Below are 19394 nucleotides of genomic sequence, written 5' to 3'. Positions count from 1 at the left end.
ATTTAGAAGATTCTTGCTGCGTGGCAAGCAAAGCGTTAGGACTGAATTCTTGTTCTTGGCGATGGGCTATAACTTAAATAAACTACATAACAAAATACAGCAACAACGGTGCGGAAAAATGCTACACGAAAAAAAGACCGCCTAAAAGGTTGCAGGCACAGCAATTTATGAGGGGCATAATGCTCCTCTAGCTTTGCTATGCCTACTTTACTCCACTTAATTCGCAAAAAAGAGAAAATACCCTATTCGGTTAGGGATACAAAGAAAGAGCTATCTCAAATAGGTTTTAAAAACCTATTTTGAGACAGCTCCTTTTTTCCATTTTGTGTGAATAGTTGCAAGTGCATCATAAAAAGAATAATATAGTAAATAAGAAGTAGCTTGGTCATTAAGTTAAATGAGTTTTGGAGAAGAAGCTAATGAAAATGAAAGTTCAAATGGAGTTGATCGCCAACTCAGGTGTATTTATTAAAGTTGGAGAGAGTACCATTCTGGTTGACGGTATCTTTGGGGAAAGTCCATTTTTTAGTCAACCGGTAAGTGAAATTCAAAAAGCTGTTTTTGGCACGACAAGTAAATATAAAAATATTAATTATCTAATTTTTACCCATAGGCATATCGACCATTTTTCTTCCGTGTACTTAGATAAATATATATCGAATAATGAAATAAAAAAAGTCTATATGCCGAAATTGAGTCAAGAGACAAATTCATTCGAGGATAAAGGCCCTTTATTAAACCTGGTTTCAACAAATAAAATTCAAGAATTTTATGCTCCTTTTGGGGAATTGTATAAAGAAGAACTCATCCAAGATTGTACTCTTACTTGTTTTAGGAGCGTACATATGGGGGGGAGAGAATATCAAGATACTAGACATTATACAATCATGCTTACAATTGAAGAAGAAAACTATATATTTGCTGCTGATGCCGATTATATGATGAATAATTTTGAAGCTATTATGGATAAAATTAACGTAACAGCTGTTTTTATTAATCCATTATTCCTCAGCAATAGTAGAGGGCAGAACATCTTAGATCGTCTGAAGCCGGAACGAGTCGTTATTTATCATATTCCTTTTGAGAATGAGGATAAAATGGGCCTTAGAAAACTGGTTGCAAGGGAGATTTTGAAATATAAGAATAAGCCATATAAGATAATTGCATTAACAGAGAAAGATCAAAGGTTAGAATAACAAACGTAGCAATGAGTGTGTATGAATCTTCTTCCAGGATTCTGGATGGATTGTTGCTGTATCAATTCGAAAGAATCCGTCAGAATGGTCGATCCGTGCAGGCTTGAATCAATAAGATTGCTGGAGTCATCTTCTTTATATTGGGATTTTTATGTTTTATACATGAGGTGTAAGACATAAAAATCTTGACCTTTTATGTTACATTTTGTTATACTTAAAAGCAAGCCTCCCATGCGGAGGCTTGTTTATTGAGTTTTTATTTGCAGTTTTTAAATTTAATACTTGGTATATGAGAATATTCCCAGGTGGATAGAAGGGAGTTGCGCACTATGGCAGGACTGGAAAAACGATTAGCTGAACAAAGGCGTGGTAAGGGAAGATCCGTTATTGCTGTCTTAGGGATTTTGTTAGCAGTATTAGCAGTAGCTGGTGCGTCCTATGTTTGGTTTAGCGGAGGAATTGAACAAAGTAAAGAAAAGGGGAGTATTGTAACTCCTCAGAATAAGATTAACATCATGGTTATGGGGGTTGATGAACGCAGCGATGATACGGGACGCTCTGATACTCTATTTGTTGTTACCATCGACACAAATACGAAAGATGTTGCAATGCTCTCCATTCCCAGAGATACGAGGGTGAAAATTCCAGGACATGGCTGGGATAAGATTAACCATGCTTTTGCCTATGGCGGTCACAAATTAACACAGCAGGCTGTTGAAGGTTTGTTAGGAATTAAAATAGATCATTATGTTACAATTAATATTGCAGGGTTTAAGAAGATTATTGATGCGGTTGGTGGCGTTACCATTGATGTAGAAAAGCGCATGTATTATTCTGACCCTTATGATGACAATGGAGATGATCACGGCCCCTTCGTAATTGATTTACGACCAGGCGTACAGCACATGGATGGTCGGATGGCGATTCAATATGTACGTTATCGTGATGAAGAAGGGGATATTGGTCGGGTTGAACGTCAGCAAAAATTTTTAAAAGCATTGATGAAGGAAGTCGCTAGCCCGTCTGTTATTACTAAGATACCTGCGATTGTTCGTGAGGTAAATAGTGTAGTAAATAGCGATATGTCTACCACGGAAATGCTCAATCTTGCTAAAACGTTGAATGATGCATCGAAAAATGGTTTGAGAACAGACATGGTGCCAGGAAAGCCAGCATTTATTGATGATATAAGTTATTGGCTCCCTGATGTAATGGCTCTTCGAAAACATGTAGCTCAAACCCTTGGTGTGACTATGGAAGATAAATATGTTGCTACAACTCAAAAAGAGGCAAGTGAATATGAAACTTCTATTCCAAAAGAAATGAAAGTAGTTGAAACGCCAAAGGTCACTAAAAATATAACTACTGAAAAAGCGACGACCCCAGATAAGTCCAAAAAAGGTGATAAATCTGATAAAAATGATAAAACAGATACTGCGGCAGATACAGGCAAATCTGGTAGCAAGAAAGCAAATTCTGACAAAGTAAGCGTGGAAGTGGTCAATGCCAGCGGTGTAGCTGAGGCAGGCGATAGAATTGCTGAGATCCTTCGTAACAGGGGTTTTGAAGTAGCAGGTGTGTCGAATACATCAAATGCGTATAAAAATACGGTGGTTATTTCTAACACTATGGATAGTACAGTTGTTAACAAATTGAGCTCGCTGCCTTTTAAATATTCATTGCAGATTACAAAAGATGAAGGTAAGGCGATTGATGCAGTTGTTGTGGTTGGCAAAGATTATACAGGTAAGTGATTGCTGATAAAATAGCCCATTAGGGCTATTTTTTTTGTTTTGCGGGATACTATGTAATGGTCCAATTAATTGTTCAAAAAGGAGTTACTCTATGTGGATTACAGAAAAGTCTCGCAGAATGAATACACTACTATGGATCATTGTGGCAGTGGTTGGTCTTCTAATATTGCGTTTAGCCTGGATGCAGTTAGTACGTGGTCCACAATATAAGAAAGTAGCAGAAGAAAATCGCGTACATCAAATTACGGAACAAGCTCCGCGAGGAAACATGTATGATCGTAATGGGGCTTTACTGGTTACAAATCGTCCTAGTTTTGCTGTTTCTATTATTCCTGCAGAATACAGTTATGATCCCGGTAAGACAGCCATATTAGCAGATATGATTGGTATTTCATCAGAAATCATTGAAAAAATGCTGAAGGATGGAAACGATTCACCGTATATACCGATTATAGTGAAGCGTGATATTGACCCGATATTGCAAGCTAGGATTTTAGAAAGAAAAGATAATCTGCCTGGAGTTGCCATTAGTGCCGTTCCTGTTAGACAATACATATACAAAGATTTAGCAGCTCATGTATTGGGATATCTAGGCAGTATTAATGAGGATGAATATGCCAGGCGTAAAGTTCAGGGATACAAACCTACGGATTTCATAGGAAAGGATGGGCTTGAGCTGGAATGGGAAGATGTACTGCGGGGGGTTGACGGTGGTTTACAAGTAGAAGTGAATGCATTTGGAGAAGAAGTACAAAGAATTGGTGAAAAAAAAGCGATATCGGGTAAAGGGCTCATTTTAACTCTTGATGGAAATTTACAAAAAGCTGCACAAGAGGCTCTGATGCAGCAAATTGAAATAAGCCGTAATACGGGGCAGCCTGCCAAAGGAGGGTGCGCCATTGTTATGAATGTCCATACAGGAGGTATTTTAGCAATGGTTAGCTCTCCAAGTTTTGATCCTAATCTATTTGCAAGTGGAATTAGCACTAAAAACTGGGGTGATTTGATAAATCATCCTGATCATCCCCTTACAAATAAAGCAATACAAAGTGCCTACCCTCCAGGTTCTGTTTTTAAAATTATTACAACAGCTGCTGCTTTGGATATGGGCTATGTAACGAAAGAGGAAGTATTTGAGGATAAAGGGTACTATATTTTAGGGGGATGGAAATTTTATGGCTGGAAGACGGAAGGATTAGGCAAGCTTACAATTGTTGATGCCTTAGCATGGTCAAGTGATCCTGTATTTTATGAATTAGGCCGCCGCATGGGAATTGATAATTTAGCTAGTTATGCATTGACTTTTGGCTTAGGTAAAAAAAGTGGTATATTGCTGCAAGGGGAAGAAGACGGATTAGTACCTACAGAAGGTTGGAAACAAAAAACTTATGAACAGCCGTGGTATCCCGGGGAGACGATTATCGCTGCGATTGGGCAAGGTTACTATTTAACAACGCCTCTGCAGCAGGCACTGCTGCTAATGGCAGTTGCCAATCATGGGAAGATATACCGACCGATGTTAGTCGATAAAGTTATAGATGATAATGGAGCGGTGGTCAGAAGCTACCAGCCAGAAGCCGTCCATACAATTTATTTAAAAGCGGAAACGTGGGATATCATTAAGAGTGGACTAGTCGCTGTTACAACAAAGGGGACCGGAGCAGGAGTCTTTCAAGGGGTTACTCCCACCGTGGCTGGAAAAAGCGGATCAGCAGAGACCGGTACTGGTACGGTTCATTCTTGGTTTGCATGTTATGCACCGGCACAAAATCCTGAAATTGCAATTGCGGTGCTAGTAGAGGAGGGGGGCGAAGGCTCTACTGCTGCAGCACCTGTTGTACGAAAAATAGTAGAGGCATATTTTGGTGCAAAAGAAAAACTGGATTCCTAAAATTAAAAGTGAATCTTTGTACTTTCTAATAGAGGAATATTACATTTTTAGTGCGAAATATGCTAAAATATGAAGGATGTGAAAAATGTGCCCTGTTATCCGATAAACTTACAAATTAGTGGTCGCCCCTGTATGGTTGTTGGCGGCGGTAGTGTTGCTCAGCGTAAGGTTGGAGCGCTTTTGGCTGCTGGTGGAATGGTTACGGTAGTAAGCCCTGCCCTAACGAAGCAGCTAGCTTCGTTAGTAGAGGACAAGAGTATTATTCATATTCCTCGATCTTATCGGCAGGGTGATGTTAATGGTTTTTTTATTTTAATTTGCGCTACGGATAATAACGCAGTAAATAAATGGGTCGCTGAGGAAGGTATGAGTACTGGTGCTCTTGTAAATGTGACGGATGCACCGGAGCTTGGCAATTTTAGTGTGCCATCCCAAATTTCTCATGGAGATTTGCTGCTTACGATCTCTACTGGTGGTAAAAGCCCAGCGTTAGCAAAAAAATTACGTGAGGACTTAGAAAAGCGTTATGGGCCGGAATATGGAATCTATCTTGAATTGGTGGCGAAAGCACGAGAACAGGTGAGAAAGCAGCTAACGACAGCAAAAGAAAGAGAATCCTTTTGGCGAAGTACCTTGGACCAGGAAGTAATTATCTTGCTTAAAGAAGGCAAGATAAAAGAGGCGGAGGCTAAGATCAAAAATGCAATTGGTTGTACTAGGACTCAATCATAAGACGGCATCGGTGGATGTGCGGGAATGTTTCACTTTTTCTGAGGATAAAATTAAAACAGCATTGAATCATCTTCATGAATATGAAGAAATTAGCGAATGTGTATTACTGTCTACCTGTAATCGTACAGAAATGTATGCTGTTGTAGATGATGCGGAAGATGGATTTCCGGTAATGCAGCAGTTTTTGCAACGAATATCCGAAAGTACTCTTGATATGGAAGACTTCTTTTTTTATGTCGAAGAAGACTGTATTGAACATTTATTTCGTGTATCGGCAAGTCTTGATTCCCTTATTATAGGAGAAGGGCAAATTTTAAGTCAGGTGAAAAAGGCTTATTCAGTAGCTAGGGATGTTGGAACTACGAGTACAGTACTCAATACGTTATTTAACAGAGCGATTGCAGTGGGGAAAAAGGTTCGCAGTGAAACTCGAATTGCTCATAGTGCAGTGTCTGTCAGTTATGCTGCGGTAGAGCTAGCTAAAAACGTATTTGGTAATTTATCTGCTTCCAATGTGTTATTGCTGGGGGCAGGGCAAATGGGTGAACTTACAGCAAAGCATTTAGTAGGAAACGGTGTTAAAACGGTGATCGTTTCCAATCGCAAATATGAAAGAGCGGTAGAGCTCGCAGAGCAATTTCGCGGAGTGGCTGTACCCTTTGAAAGTTTTATGAAAAGTGCTGTGGACGCAGATATTATTATTACTTCTACTGGTGCTCCTCATTATGTGATACGAGCTTGGGATGTGGCTCATTTAATGCCTAAACGCCAAGGGCGTCCTATTATTATTATTGACATTGCTGTACCCCGGGATGTAGAACCTGAGGTAGCTGCTATTGCGGGAGTACGTTTATATAACATTGATGATTTAGAAGCCGTTGTGGAGTCCAATGTTCGTTTAAGAGAACAGGAAGCTGAGTTGGCGGAAGAAATTATTAAAAAAGAATTAGAGGAATTGATGATTAAATTCCGTTATTTATCACTTCGCCCTGTTATGGCACGTCTGACCGATAAGGCAGAAAAAATTCGCCAGCGGGAGTTGAAGCGAGCGCTGACGAAATTACCTGATATTACAGCAGATGAACGTAAGGCCGTTGAAAATATGTCGAAGATGATTATACGTAAAATGTTAAGAGACCCTATGGTTTGCATTAATGAAGGAGCCTGTACACATAAAGAACAGTTCTATTTAGATGCAATACTGGATTTGTTTAAACTTGATACAATAGGAGAGGGCAGACATCGTGAAAAGAAAAAAAATTACTATCGGTACGCGGGGCAGTAAGTTAGCTCTATGGCAGGCAAATCATATTGCTGACTGTATAAGAGCTCAGTATCCTGATATGGATGTAGAGCTGCTTCATATTGTAACTACAGGTGATAAAATATTAGATGTACCTTTAGCTAAAATTGGCGGTAAGGGGCTATTCACCAAAGAATTAGAAACGGCAATGTTAGGCGGAGAAATCGATTTGGCCGTGCACAGTCTAAAGGATATGCCAACCGAGCTGCCAGAGGGATTGCTGCTGGCTGCTATTACTGAACGTGTCGATGCTGGGGATGCTTTTATCAGCCCTAACTATGGCACAGTTGATAATTTACCACAAGGAGCCAGGATCGGTACTTCAAGTTTAAGGCGAAAGGCACAGCTGCTAAAATATCGGCCAGATCTTAAGATTGGTGACCTTCGGGGAAATCTGGATACCAGGCTAAATAAATTAGAAAATGGCGAGTTCGACGGAATTATCTTAGCTGTTGCTGGTTTAAAACGTTTAGGCTGGCAAGATAAAATTACCCAAGTATTGCCCCAGGATATTTGTTTGCCAGCAGTGGGACAAGGAGCCCTGGCTATTGAGGCGCGCAGTAATGACATAGAAGTATTAGAGATGCTTGCTTTTTTAAATCACCAGGAAACTCGCTGGGCTGTTGAAGCCGAACGGGCGTATTTGGCTGAAGTAGAAGGTGGTTGCCAGATTCCCATTGGTGTGTCCGGGAAGATAGAACAAGAAGTATTAACGCTAGAGGCAGCGATCTTGTCAGTGGATGGAGCACGGCAGATTCGACAAATTATTAGCGGGAGTCCGCAGGAGGGCAAAAAGCTTGGCCATTACTTAGCACAACAGATGCTTGACCAGGGGGGACGAGAAATTCTGCAAGAACTAGAAGTAAATCATTAATGGTTGAAAAGAACACAATATGTTCTCTGCGGCATTGTAGAATATAAATTACGTTCTAACGAGAGGAGAAAATAATGAGGCAAGGAATTGTTTATTTAGTAGGAGCGGGGCCTGGTGACTATAAGCTTATCAGTGTAAAAGCCCTTGAATATATACAGCAGGCAGACACGATCGTATATGACCGATTAGCAGATGATCGGTTGTTGTCAACAGCTAGAGAAGATGCAGAGCTTATTTACGTAGGTAAGGCATCCAGTGATCATACAATGCGTCAGGAAGATATTAATCAGCTGCTGGTGGATAAAGCAAAAGAAGGTAAAACTGTAGTGCGTTTAAAAGGCGGCGATCCATTCGTCTTTGGACGGGGCGGTGAAGAAGCGCTAACCTTAGTAGAAAATCATATTTCATTTGAAATTGTACCTGGTATAACCTCAGCTATTTCAGTACCTGCTTATGCTGGTATTCCTGTGACCCATCGAGGGATTGCGACTTCATTTGCGGTAATCACTGGCCATGAAGATCCTACTAAGCCGGAATCAACAATTAAGTGGTCAAATATATCTACAGGGGTAGATACCTTAGTCTTTTTAATGGGAGTAGAAAATCTTCCTCATATTACATCCAAACTGATTGAGCATGGCCGTTCGTCAGAAACACCTGCTGCAGTCATTCGCTGGGGAACGAAACCTGAACAGCGAGTTTTAGTCACAACGGTAGGGAACGCTGCTGAGGATGTGGCAAAAGCAGGGATCAAGCCGCCAGCTATCTTTATTGTCGGTGAAGTTGTAAAATTGCGTGAACAGTTGGGTTGGTTTGATCAGCGCTTGCTGTTCGGGAAAACGGCATTAGTCACTCGTGCAAGAGAGCAGGCTAGTGTTTTAACAGGTCAACTAGAAGCTTTGGGAGCTCAATGTATAGAAGCCCCAGCCATCAAACTAGTTCCGCCAGAGAGTTATACTGAACTAGATGAAGCGATTGATAAATTAACGACATACGATTGGCTGATTTTTACCAGCGTTAATGGTGTTGAATATTTCTTTAAGCGTTTACATAGCATGAGGAAAGATAGTCGGGCTTTGGGCAGTATTCGGGTTGCTGCCATTGGCGCACAAACTGCAGCAAGACTAAAAGAGTATGGCATTTTAGCAGATATTGTTCCATTGGAATTTAGAGCTGAAGGTATTGTTGCTGCAATGACTGGCAGGATTCAGCCTGGGATGTCAGTGCTCATTCCAAGAGCGTTGGTAGCAAGAGATCTTTTACCGGAGAAATTAGGGGAAATGGGAGCAAGGGTAAACGTCGTTCCTGTTTACCGTACCCTTACTGGGGATACGGATGGTAAGATTTTAGCAGAAAAGCTAAAATCTGGCGAAATCGATCTTGTTACATTCACCAGCTCCTCTACAGTAACTAACTTATTGAATTTATTAGGGGACCAAGGAGCGGAACTCTTAAAAAATGCAAAGATTGCGTGCATTGGTCCGATCACTGCCGGCACGTGTTTGGAACATGGCATTACTCCAGATGTGATTGGTGAGGAATACACGATTCATGGTATGATAGAAGTCATTAAAACGCTATATGAGGAGGCTTAAAAATGAGTTTTTTGCTTCGACCGCGACGTCTTAGAGTTTCTGCCGGAATACGACAGTTAGTTCGGGAAACAACTATTGAGGTTGGTAATCTAGTATATCCTTTGTTTGTGGTTCCAGGAAATCAAATACGCAAGGAAATTTCTTCTATGCCAGGTGTTTTTCATTTGTCTCCCGATATGGCAGTCAAGGAAGCCGCTGAGGCATTTTCATTAGGTATACCGGCAGTTATCATTTTCGGTCTTCCTGAATATAAAGATGCAGAAGGATCAAGTGCCTGGGATATGAATAGTCCTGTGCAAAAAGCAATGAGTCTGATTAAGGCGGCGTTACCTGAAATCGTAGTGATCGGTGATGTATGTCTGTGTGAGTATACCAGTCATGGTCATTGCGGCTTGCTGAAAGGTCAAGAGGTTGATAATGACAGTACATTGGAATTACTGGCAAAAACCGCTGTTAGCCAGGCTCAGGCAGGGGCTGATATCATAGCGCCCTCTGATATGATGGATGGACGTATATTAGCTATTCGTAATGCGTTAAATGAAAGTGGCTATAGCAATGTATCCATTATGTCCTATGCCGTAAAATATGCATCTGCTTATTATGGACCATTCCGTGACGCTGCTGATTCAGCACCGCAATTTGGTGATCGCAAAAGCTACCAAATGGACCCGGCTAATAGCCGGGAAGCCATGCGCGAGGTTGAGTTAGATATTGCAGAAGGTGCAGATATTATTATGGTGAAACCAGCCTTGGTTTATTTGGACATTGTTCGTCAAGTTAGGGATCGTTTTGATTATCCTTTGGCGGTTTATAACGTAAGTGGTGAATATTCCATGGTTAAAGCTGCAGCAGCCAAAGGATGGATTGATGAAAAGCGTACAGTGATGGAAACATTAGTTAGCATGAAACGGGCCGGGGCGGATATTATTATTACCTATCATGCGATGGATGTTGCCCGCTGGTTAAAAGAGGAATAAGATAGAGACAATAAACCACCAATCCACGATGCCGCTAGCACGGTACGCAAAGGAGAGCATGAAGGAGACATTCCCTTTGTGAGAATCTTTGTGTTTGTTGTGTCTTGGTGGTTCCATTATTATTTTAGGAGGTCTACTCATGGCATTTCATTTAAATAAATCGACTGAAGCATTTAATGAAGCAAAGCAGTATATACCAGGGGGCGTTAATAGTCCTGTACGTTCCTTTCGAGGTGTTGGCGGAACGCCGCCTTTTATTGCGAGGGCTGCAGGCAGCCGCTTATATGATATTGATTCAAATCAATACATTGACTATGTTGGATCATGGGGTCCAATGATTTTAGGCCACGCTCACCCTGCAGTAGTTGAAGCCCTAGTTCAAGCTGTATCGAATGGAACAAGTTATGGAGCACCTACTCTTTTAGAGACTACTTTAGCTAAGTTAGTGCAGCAGGCTGTTCCTTCTATGGAATTGATACGCATGGTGAACTCAGGAACAGAGGCTACCATGAGCGTATTGCGTTTAGCAAGAGCATATACTAAACGCAGTAAAATTATTAAATTTATTGGCTGTTATCATGGACATCATGATAGTCTGCTGGTAAAGGCAGGCTCAGGGGCGGCAACCTTAGGTGTACCTGACAGTCCAGGTGTATCTGCTGCTGTTGCCGGCGGAACGATTTCTGTAAATTACAATGATTTAGCAGGTCTTAATGAAGTCTTTACTCAATATGGCGAAGAAATTGCTGCTGTTATTATCGAACCTGTTGCCGGCAACATGGGAATGGTACTTCCGCAAGAAGGATACCTGGCAGCCGTACGTGAAATTACGCAGCGATATGGTTCTTTGCTGATATTTGATGAGGTTATGACTGGTTTTCGTGTGGCTTACAGCGGAGCACAGTCAGTGTTTGGTATAAAACCTGATTTGACTTGCTTAGGAAAGATTATTGGTGGCGGTTTGCCCGTAGGTGCCTATGGCGGCAGGCAGGATATTATGGAGCTCATTTCTCCTGCTGGCCCTGTATATCAGGCAGGTACACTAAGCGGTAATCCGTTGGCAATGACAGCAGGGATTACCACTCTTACCCTCTTATCGCAAACACCTGGACTGTATGAGAAGTTAGCTGAGAAAACCAAAACTTTATGTGCCGGAATTCGCGCTCAAGGCGAGAAGTATGGTTTTACATTGCAGTACCACCAGCTTGGTGCCATGTTTGGCATGTTCTTCACAGACCAACCTGTATATGATTATGAGAGTGCGAAACAATCGGATATTGGTGCATTCAATACCTTCTTTCATGAGATGTTAAAACAAGGCGTATATATGGCACCGTCTCAATTTGAAGCAGGATTTATGTCTGCTGCTCATTCGGAAGAAGATATTGCTGCTACGATTGCAGCAAGCGGTTATGCTTTTGCTAAAGTGGCAGAGTACCATAAAAACAATAAATAAAGTTGAGCTTACAGAATAAAAGCTTTGATAACCGAGGGGGTTAGTAGATGAGCAAAGTTCGTAGTGATGGAGAACCTGTTGAAAGAATGGCTAAGCTAATGGCAGAGTTATACTATTTTATGGCACAAGAAATGGTTCAAAGAATGGGACCAGAGTTAGGAAAGCAATCGATAAGGGCTGCCATACGTAATTTTGGTGAAGCTAGACTTGCTTCAATGAAAAACGAAGCGGAAGAAAGAGGATTGGAAATAAGTCCAGAGACTTATACTAAAGTCAGGGATATGCCAGGGATTTCTTGGGAAAGAGACCCCGATCATCCAGAGGATATTACCTATTGTCCAATGCAAGATATGTGGGCGCAGCTAGGAGATCAAGAATTGGGTACCATTTACTGTGAGATTGATGACGTATTATACAACGGATTTAATGCCCGATTAAATAGGCCTCTTTGCAAAACGAGCGGAGATAAAGTGTGTCGTTTTATTATTACGGAAGTATGATGGTATTCTAGAAACCATACTGAGACAAGAGAATCATTTTTCGTAAAAGAGCATTTGCGGTTAAGAACTTCAATAGTTTTAATAAGCTTCTTTGATTTCAATTTTATAAGGTTTTGTTGCCACTAGTTCCATTGCATGTTCTCTTTCCTAGTGTCTCAATTGATGTCTTATATGTTCATTCGGAATAGAAGAAAAAGACAAAGATGCTGAAAAAACTTACTTATTTACTATTGAATTATTTGATGTGTTGTTTTATAATAATACTTACAGAAAGTGTACTTGCTACAACTACATATGTCCGGATGAAGTTTGCGGGAGAGTGGCTTAATAGCCCGCCGAAGGAGTAAAACTCTCAGGCACTTGGAGTACCGAGTAGAACCGTAAATGGACGGGACTCTGGAGAGACTCTTATACAGGGCGCCGAAGGTGAAACACAGCAATCATATTGCTGGCAAATCTCTCAGGCAAAAGGACAGAGACAAATTCGTAATATACAGGGATCATTTAGATCTCTTTATATTGTGATGCTGAAAACGCTTTTAGCGTATTCAATTGTTTATCCAGAGTCAAATCACTAAGTGATTTGACTCTTTGTTTTTAATGTGTATTTTTCATTGAAAGCAAAAAAGCATTGAAAAATTACTGTCTTCTGATTTGATTTGTACTTTAGAGGTAGTTAAGAGTATTTAGAAAGTATGTTTCGCAGTACATGATTAACAAAGGAGAGACGATAATATGACAAAATCGGGATTTAAACTTTTGATGGTGGCTCTAATTGTTTTAATATCAGCTGGAGTCTTGGCAGGATGCGGTGACTCTGCTTCTAAGGATATTAAGATTGGTGTTTTGAATGAAATGACTGGTGGTAATGCAACTATGGGCACCTCATCTGCTAATGGTGCTAAGATGGCCATAAAAGAGGCCAATGCAAAAGGCGGTATTCTTGGAAAGCAGATTCAGGCTGTGATTGCTGATAATAAAAGCGAACCTTCCGAGTCAGCCAATGCAATGACCAAACTTGCATCTCAGGATAAAGTCGTGGCAGTTACCGGTATTTTTGCAAGTTCAAATGCAATTGCCACTTCCAGTGTGGCAGAAGCGACTAAAATTCCTTTCGTTGCCGTAGGTGCGACAAACCCTAAGGTAACAGTGGATGAAGCAAGCGGTAAAGTTAAGAATTATACTTTCCGTGTGTGTTTTATCGATCCTTTTCAAGGTACAGTGGGGGCAAACTTTGTTTTGAACACACTGCATTTGAATAAGGCTGTCATACTAGTAGATAATAGTAGTGATTACAGCAAAGGATTATCTACCTTTTTCAAAGAGGCCTATACCAAAGGTGGCGGGAGCATCTTAGCAGAAGAGGCATATTTGCAAAAAGATCAGGATTTTAAGACCATATTAACTAAAATAAAAGCACTAAATGCTGAAATTATTTATATACCAGGCTATTATGAAGAAGTTGGGAAAATTGTGAAACAAGCTAGAGAAATCGGCATTACTGTGCCAATTTTAGGTGGAGACGGATGGGATTCACCGAAACTGGTGGAAGTTGGAACTAGTGCAGCACTAAATAATACTTATTTTACTAATCATTATTCAGTAGATGATACTAGTGCTACTTCTCAAGCTTTTGTAGAGGCATATAAAAAAGAATATGGCCAAGTGCCGGATGCGATGGCTGTACTTGGCTATGATGCAGCTAATATTGTCATTGATGCCATCAAACGGGCTAATAGCCTTGAACCTGAAAAAATTCGTGAAGCATTGGCAGGGACGAAAGATTATTCAGCAATAACAGGTAACACCACTTTAAATGCTACTCATGATGCTGTAAAAAGTGTTGTGATTATTGAAATGAAAGATGGTAAGCAAGTATTTAAGACTACTGTTAAGCCATAATAATAAAGCATGAGAAGGGGGCCATGTATGAATGACATGGCCCCCTTTAACTATAAAAATTTATTGCATTTAGTTTGCATCTTTCACATTTTATTTATTTGAGGCATAGCATATATAAAAGGTCTAGAGTAAAAAGTTTAATTTGTTAAACTTTAAATACTATTTTCATTTAAGGAGGGGATAGTGTGGAAGACGATAGAAAAGGAAAGTCGCTGCTTGATTGTTGTTGTGACCTAATCTTTGAAAATATGCCCGCTAATCGGCCGCCATGGGTTGCATTGCCTGCTTGGCTGCAGGCGACAGCTACAGGTGAAATTTGCGGCAAGGGAAATGAAGGACATATTGAAGTATCGGCGCAAGGCTTAATTCCTCTTGGAGTGTATACCTTGTTTTTTGTAACAGAAAGAGGTGTCTGGCCTGCAGCTCCTTTAGGAGTGACTTATACTGCAGATGGCTTTGATCCCAATCGTTTAGTTGTGAATCATGATGGTACATTGAATTATTATGTTGCTCCACTGGATTATAATCCATTTCGAGGAATACCTACGCCGAGCGGCAATGTGAAAATTACGAGTGTTATTATTTCCCTGCATACCAATCGTCTAACTAATGGAATCAATCTAGGGCAACCCAATGTTAATGTATTTTCTCAGTTAACTGCTCCCATGTGTTCTCTTCGCATAGATTAAGAGTGCTGCATGAGATAGTTATTCATAATAGAATGTCAAGGCACTATAGTGTCTAGCTAGATAGTGCCTTGGCAGAATCTATTTTGATTACTACTTGCTTTTTACAAATAGAAAAGCATAAAATAAAGAGATAAGAGCTTGGGATGTAGGATTCACTACGCTGATGTTGGACAAGCTGCAAGTGATTGGCTTTTCTCTTAGTAAAAAGGATAAGGGTGGTAAAAGAGAGTATGTCAGACAAACAAAAAAAGGTATATGCTGTTAGGAAGGGACGTAAAAATGGTTTGTTTTATACTTGGCCCCAATGCCAGGAGCAAATTAAAGGTTTTTCGGGAGCCGAGTATAAGAGCTTCAAAACAGAAGAAGAAGCAAATGCGTATCTAACAGGGAGTTCTTGCAATGTAATATTGCCTTCACTTCCTATAGAGCAGCTTTCTGATGATATGATGCTTGCTTATGTTGACGGCAGTTATAACATTGTAACCAAGGAGTATTCTGCTGGAGTTGTAATATTATGGAAAGGGGCAGAGCTTACTTTTAGCCAGAAGGGCAATGACCCGGAGCTTAGTGGTATGCGCAATGTTGCGGGAGAGACCATGGGTGCAAAAATTGCTATGAACTATGCATTAGAGCAGGGGGTGCGCACCATTGTTATTTATTACGACTACGAGGGGATCGAAAAATGGTGTACCAATGCATGGGAGGCTAAGCAGGAGGGGACTAAAAAGTATAAACAATATTATGATCAGGTAGTGAAACAATTAGAGGTCATTTTTGTAAAAGTAAAAGCTCATTCCGGAGATAAATATAATGAGCAAGCTGATCAATTAGCGAAAGCAGCACTACAATTAATATGATGGAGGAGTGGGAGCATGAAAGAAAATGGTATTGATATGAATCCAGGAAGAGATTTAGATATTGAAGTAGCAGTTAAGGTGATGGGGTTTATCTGGTTAAAGCACCTGCTGCAATTTAGTGCAGAACTTGCCGTTAAATGGCTAGGAACAGCAGATGAAGTGGAGCAATCAGGCGGTGTATACGTTCCAGTCGTGAAAGAAAGTGATATGGTGAGTTTGAAATTGCGAGAGAATTTTGATGAGAATGTTCCAAACTATTCTACGGAAATGGGTGCTGCTCAGCAGATAGTTGAGCATATGAAGAATTTGGGGTATACATACAATTCTGAAGAGAAATTGGAACAAGAGCAGAAGCAATATTACGGTAATTTTGTAAAAAAAGGTAGAGATGCTGCTGCCCCAATCGGCCATTCTTCAGAAGCAGAGGCCATAGTAAAAGCGGCTTTAGCAGCTTTAGTATAAGGTACTTAAGCCTAGAAAGATAGGCTTCTTAAAAAGAACGTTAAGCGCAGAGGACACAGATCACAGAGATCGCCGCGGTTTTCTTACTAGTGTATTTCAAGGATGATTAGGAGTTTTCGTTAATGATTATTTTTCACACAATTGAAAGTGTTTTTAGTATTGTTTTAATGATTATAACAGGATATATTCTTACAGGTAAAGGATGGTTTAATGAAGGCGCTTCTCAATTATTTTCCCGTATAATTACAAATGTCGCTTTACCTACTTATATGATATGGAATTTGATGAGTACTTTTAATAAAGACGGGCTGCTGCATTTGGCGACGGGACTAGTTGTACCCTATTCTTCTATGTTTGTCTGTTATGCAGTTGGATATGCAGCTTCTAAGCTTTTGAGAGTAAAATCTAACCGGCAGGGAACATTTAGATCTATGTTTTTTGTTTCAAATACTATTTTTATTGGCCTGCCAGTGAATTTAGCATTGTTTGGCGAACAAAGTGTTCCTTATGTTCTGCTATATTATATTGCCAATACTTCTTTATTTTGGACCATTGGAGCAAGCGGCATTCGTAACGATGGCGCTTCAGGCAAAGATAACGTGTCTGCAGTTGAGGTGATAAAAAAAGTATTTTCTCCTCCTCTGCTAGGCTTTCTGCTGGCTATGATACTTATCTTATGTAATATCAGTTTGCCGCAATTTATTCTCGATACCTGTAAGTATCTTGGGAACATGACAACACCGTTATCTATGCTGTTTATTGGTATAGCGATATATGGTGTAAAACTGAGTAATATAAAGGTCAGCAAGGATATGATAGCCATCCTTCTGGGGAGGTTTGTGATTTCACCATTGATTGTCATGGCAATCACTTATGCAATGCCGCTGCCTGTTTTAATGAAGAAAGTCTTTATCATTCAAGCTATGCTTCCGGTCATGACTCAGACCTCTATTTTGGCTAAAGCCTATCAGGCAGATGCAGAATATGCTGCGATCATGACGACGATAACCACAATTGCATCGATTGCTGTAATCCCAGTATATATGTTGATTTTTCAGTATTATCTTTAAGCGAGTATAGTGGGTACGGAAGGTTTAATTTTAATATTTCGACTATTTTAAAAGGGTATTGCACCTCTAAAAAATATGTGCTATACTCAGCTCAAGTTCATAGGCAGGAAGCAATGAAGCTTACGAGTGGTTTTTAAACCCTTGTGAGCTTCTTTGCCTTTTTGCAAAAAAAATAAGTACATGAGCAATGGAGCTTATAAACGCATTTTCGTTTATAAGCTCCATCTGTGTTTTTCTTATTATATAAGGAGGTGGTTTTATAGTATATGTGTACAGCTTTCCTGAAAGGAAAAAATGCTTTATGGATATTTGCGGTATCCATAAAGCGTGGCAATCTTTACATTCCCCAGCAGACACCAGGGCTTATTCGATGTACCTAATCTTTATTATAATTCAAAAAAATATACTTTTCAACTATAAAGATTAGGGAATACAGATTAAGGATTAAATCCTTAGTAAATGTGTAATAGAGAAAATTGTTTACAAATATAAGGAGGTTTTTGTTATGAGACAGATTGCAATATATGGTAAAGGCGGCATTGGTAAATCTACCACAACTCAAAATACAGTAGGTGCTTTAGCAGAGGCAGGTAAGCATATTATGGTAGTAGGCTGTGATCCAAAAGCGGACTCCACTCGCTTATTACTTCATGGATTATGTCAAAAAACAGTGTTGGATACCTTACGTGATGAAGGTGACGATATTGATTTAGAAGATATCTTAAAACCGGGTTTTGGCGGTACTTTGTGTGTAGAATCAGGCGGCCCAGAACCAGGCGTAGGATGTGCAGGCCGAGGGATCATCACCTCAATTAATATGCTTGAGTCATTAGGCGCTTATACGCCAGATCTTGATTATGTATTTTATGATGTACTAGGGGACGTTGTATGCGGTGGTTTTGCAATGCCGATTCGTGAAGGTAAAGCAGAAGAAATTTATATTGTTGCTTCTGGTGAATTGATGGCTCTTTATGCAGCGAATAACATTGCCAAAGGTATTCAGAAATATGCGGTAAACGGTAAAGTAAGACTTGGCGGCATTATTTGCAACAGCCGTAAAGTTGATAAAGAGTATGAGCTGTTAAAGGCTTTTGCTGAAGAAATTGGCTCCCAATTGATCTATTTTGTTCCTCGTGACAATTTGGTTCAACGTGCTGAAATTAACAAAAAGACAGTTGTTGACTTTGATCCAGAATCAGGACAGGCCAATGAATATCGTGCGCTGGCTAAAGCCATCGATGGTAATAAGATGTTTGTTATTCCTAAACCAATGACGCAAGACAGACTAGAAGAAATCATGATGCAATATGGCTTTATGGATCTGTAATTCTAACCTGAGATAGAAACGAAAATATTGGAGGGAAAACAATATGTTATTAGTTAGAGCCATAATCAGACCGGAAAAAAAAGATGAAGTATTGGCAGAGTTATCAAGAGCTGGTTTCCATGCAGCAACCGTTGTGGATGTAGTTGGTCGCGGTAAGCAAAAAGGTATTAAAATATCAGGAATCATCTATGATGAAATTCCTAAAGCATTATTGATGATGGCAATCCGTGATGAGGATAAAGAGGATATGGTTCGTTTGATTCTAAAATATGCAAAAACAAGCGAGCAAGGTGCTTATGGTGACGGTAAAATTTTCATAAGCTCCATTGAAGAAGCGTATACCATTTCTAGTGGAATCCCAAGTCTATAAGAAGGAGGGATAAGGATGAAAGAAATTATCGCTATAGTGCGTATGAACAAAACGGGCGCTACCAAAAAAGCCTTAGTGGAAGCTGGCGTAGCTGGTTTTACGGCTTTTAAAGTAGAAGGTCGCGGTAAAATAGTAACCAATCCTACATTAATTTTGGAAAGAAAGAAAGAACTCCTTCTTATGGCTGGAGAGGATCAAACAGGGGAAGCAGAAAAACTAATAACTGATTTTTTAGTTGGTACCAGCTTGTTTCCGCGAAGGTTGTTTACCATCCTTGCTCATGATGATGAAGTGAGCAAGATTGTAGATGCTATTATTCAAGCAAATAAAACTTGTAATAATGTTGGTGACGGTAAGATTTTTGTTTTACCAGTTATGGATGCAATACGTGTCCGTACTGGGGAAACAGGCGAAAGTGCAGTTTAAAGGGAGGTAAGGG

18 protein-coding genes and 2 riboswitches are annotated in these 19394 nt (G+C 40.1%); all 18 genes read left to right on the top strand.

Annotation, left to right across the window (positions count from 1 at the left end):
* Window positions 1–419: 419 nt before the first annotated feature.
* The 18 genes from BMZ99_RS07270 to BMZ99_RS07185 all read left to right on the top strand — a co-directional run bounded on the left by BMZ99_RS07270 (window position 420) and on the right by BMZ99_RS07185 (window position 19381).
* On the top strand, window positions 420–1196 hold the full coding sequence (locus tag BMZ99_RS07270) for an MBL fold metallo-hydrolase (protein WP_090934604.1): 777 nt from the start codon (window positions 420–422) through the stop codon (window positions 1194–1196).
* Window positions 1197–1525: 329 nt separating this feature from the next.
* Complete coding sequence (locus BMZ99_RS07265; protein ID WP_090934602.1) at window positions 1526–2950, top strand: LCP family protein; 1425 nt, start codon at window positions 1526–1528, stop codon at window positions 2948–2950.
* Between the two features lie 91 nt (window positions 2951–3041).
* Window positions 3042–4841 (top strand): penicillin-binding protein 2, encoded by a 1800-nt coding sequence (gene mrdA, locus BMZ99_RS07260; RefSeq protein ID WP_090934599.1) that lies wholly within the window; start codon window positions 3042–3044, stop codon window positions 4839–4841.
* 69 nt (window positions 4842–4910) lie between these two features.
* The gene (locus BMZ99_RS07255) at window positions 4911–5573 is read left to right on the top strand and encodes a precorrin-2 dehydrogenase/sirohydrochlorin ferrochelatase family protein (RefSeq protein ID WP_090934594.1); all 663 of its coding nucleotides are present in this window, start codon (window positions 4911–4913) and stop codon (window positions 5571–5573) included.
* Complete coding sequence (gene hemA, locus BMZ99_RS07250) at window positions 5542–6858, top strand: glutamyl-tRNA reductase (protein WP_090934591.1); 1317 nt, start codon at window positions 5542–5544, stop codon at window positions 6856–6858. The genes BMZ99_RS07255 and hemA overlap by 32 nt, the downstream gene beginning before the upstream one ends.
* Entirely contained in the window at window positions 6818–7750 is a 933-nt protein-coding gene (hemC, locus tag BMZ99_RS07245; protein ID WP_090934588.1) for a hydroxymethylbilane synthase, read from the top strand. The genes hemA and hemC overlap by 41 nt, the downstream gene beginning before the upstream one ends.
* Window positions 7751–7824: 74 nt before the next feature.
* On the top strand, window positions 7825–9345 hold the full coding sequence (gene cobA / locus BMZ99_RS07240) for a uroporphyrinogen-III C-methyltransferase (RefSeq protein WP_090934585.1): 1521 nt from the start codon (window positions 7825–7827) through the stop codon (window positions 9343–9345).
* Window positions 9346–9347: 2 nt separating this feature from the next.
* Window positions 9348–10322: a porphobilinogen synthase gene (hemB, locus tag BMZ99_RS07235; RefSeq protein WP_090934582.1), complete on the top strand. Its 975-nt coding sequence runs from the start codon at window positions 9348–9350 to the stop codon at window positions 10320–10322.
* A gap of 139 nt (window positions 10323–10461) precedes the next feature.
* A complete protein-coding gene (gene hemL, locus BMZ99_RS07230) occupies window positions 10462–11778 on the top strand; it encodes a glutamate-1-semialdehyde 2,1-aminomutase (protein ID WP_090934579.1) in 1317 nt (438 codons plus the stop codon).
* Between the two features lie 47 nt (window positions 11779–11825).
* Entirely contained in the window at window positions 11826–12278 is a 453-nt protein-coding gene (locus BMZ99_RS07225) for an L-2-amino-thiazoline-4-carboxylic acid hydrolase (protein WP_090934576.1), read from the top strand.
* Between the two features lie 302 nt (window positions 12279–12580).
* Window positions 12581–12659: riboswitch (glycine riboswitch) on the top strand.
* A 5-nt stretch (window positions 12660–12664) separates the two neighbouring features.
* Window positions 12665–12764: riboswitch (glycine riboswitch) on the top strand.
* 249 nt (window positions 12765–13013) lie between these two features.
* Window positions 13014–14180, top strand: coding sequence for an ABC transporter substrate-binding protein (locus BMZ99_RS07220; RefSeq protein ID WP_090934573.1), 1167 nt, complete (start codon window positions 13014–13016; stop codon window positions 14178–14180).
* A 185-nt stretch (window positions 14181–14365) separates the two neighbouring features.
* Entirely contained in the window at window positions 14366–14869 is a 504-nt protein-coding gene (locus BMZ99_RS07215) for a hypothetical protein (RefSeq protein ID WP_090934571.1), read from the top strand.
* Between the two features lie 230 nt (window positions 14870–15099).
* Complete coding sequence (locus BMZ99_RS07210) at window positions 15100–15726, top strand: ribonuclease H1 domain-containing protein (RefSeq protein WP_090934569.1); 627 nt, start codon at window positions 15100–15102, stop codon at window positions 15724–15726.
* A 15-nt stretch (window positions 15727–15741) separates the two neighbouring features.
* The gene (locus BMZ99_RS07205; RefSeq protein WP_090934566.1) at window positions 15742–16188 is read left to right on the top strand and encodes a hypothetical protein; all 447 of its coding nucleotides are present in this window, start codon (window positions 15742–15744) and stop codon (window positions 16186–16188) included.
* 122 nt (window positions 16189–16310) lie between these two features.
* Window positions 16311–17258, top strand: coding sequence for an AEC family transporter (locus tag BMZ99_RS07200; RefSeq protein ID WP_090934564.1), 948 nt, complete (start codon window positions 16311–16313; stop codon window positions 17256–17258).
* Window positions 17259–17763: 505 nt separating this feature from the next.
* On the top strand, window positions 17764–18585 hold the full coding sequence (gene nifH, locus BMZ99_RS07195; protein WP_090934561.1) for a nitrogenase iron protein: 822 nt from the start codon (window positions 17764–17766) through the stop codon (window positions 18583–18585).
* 43 nt (window positions 18586–18628) lie between these two features.
* Window positions 18629–18955: a P-II family nitrogen regulator gene (locus BMZ99_RS07190; RefSeq protein ID WP_090934558.1), complete on the top strand. Its 327-nt coding sequence runs from the start codon at window positions 18629–18631 to the stop codon at window positions 18953–18955.
* Window positions 18956–18970: 15 nt separating this feature from the next.
* Window positions 18971–19381: a P-II family nitrogen regulator gene (locus tag BMZ99_RS07185; RefSeq protein ID WP_090934555.1), complete on the top strand. Its 411-nt coding sequence runs from the start codon at window positions 18971–18973 to the stop codon at window positions 19379–19381.
* The last annotated feature ends 13 nt before the right edge of the window (window positions 19382–19394 follow it).

This window comes from Pelosinus propionicus DSM 13327, assembly GCF_900114615.1.
GTDB lineage: Bacteria > Bacillota > Negativicutes > DSM-13327 > DSM-13327 > Pelosinus > Pelosinus propionicus.
This window is presented reverse-complemented; position numbering and strand designations above follow the sequence as displayed.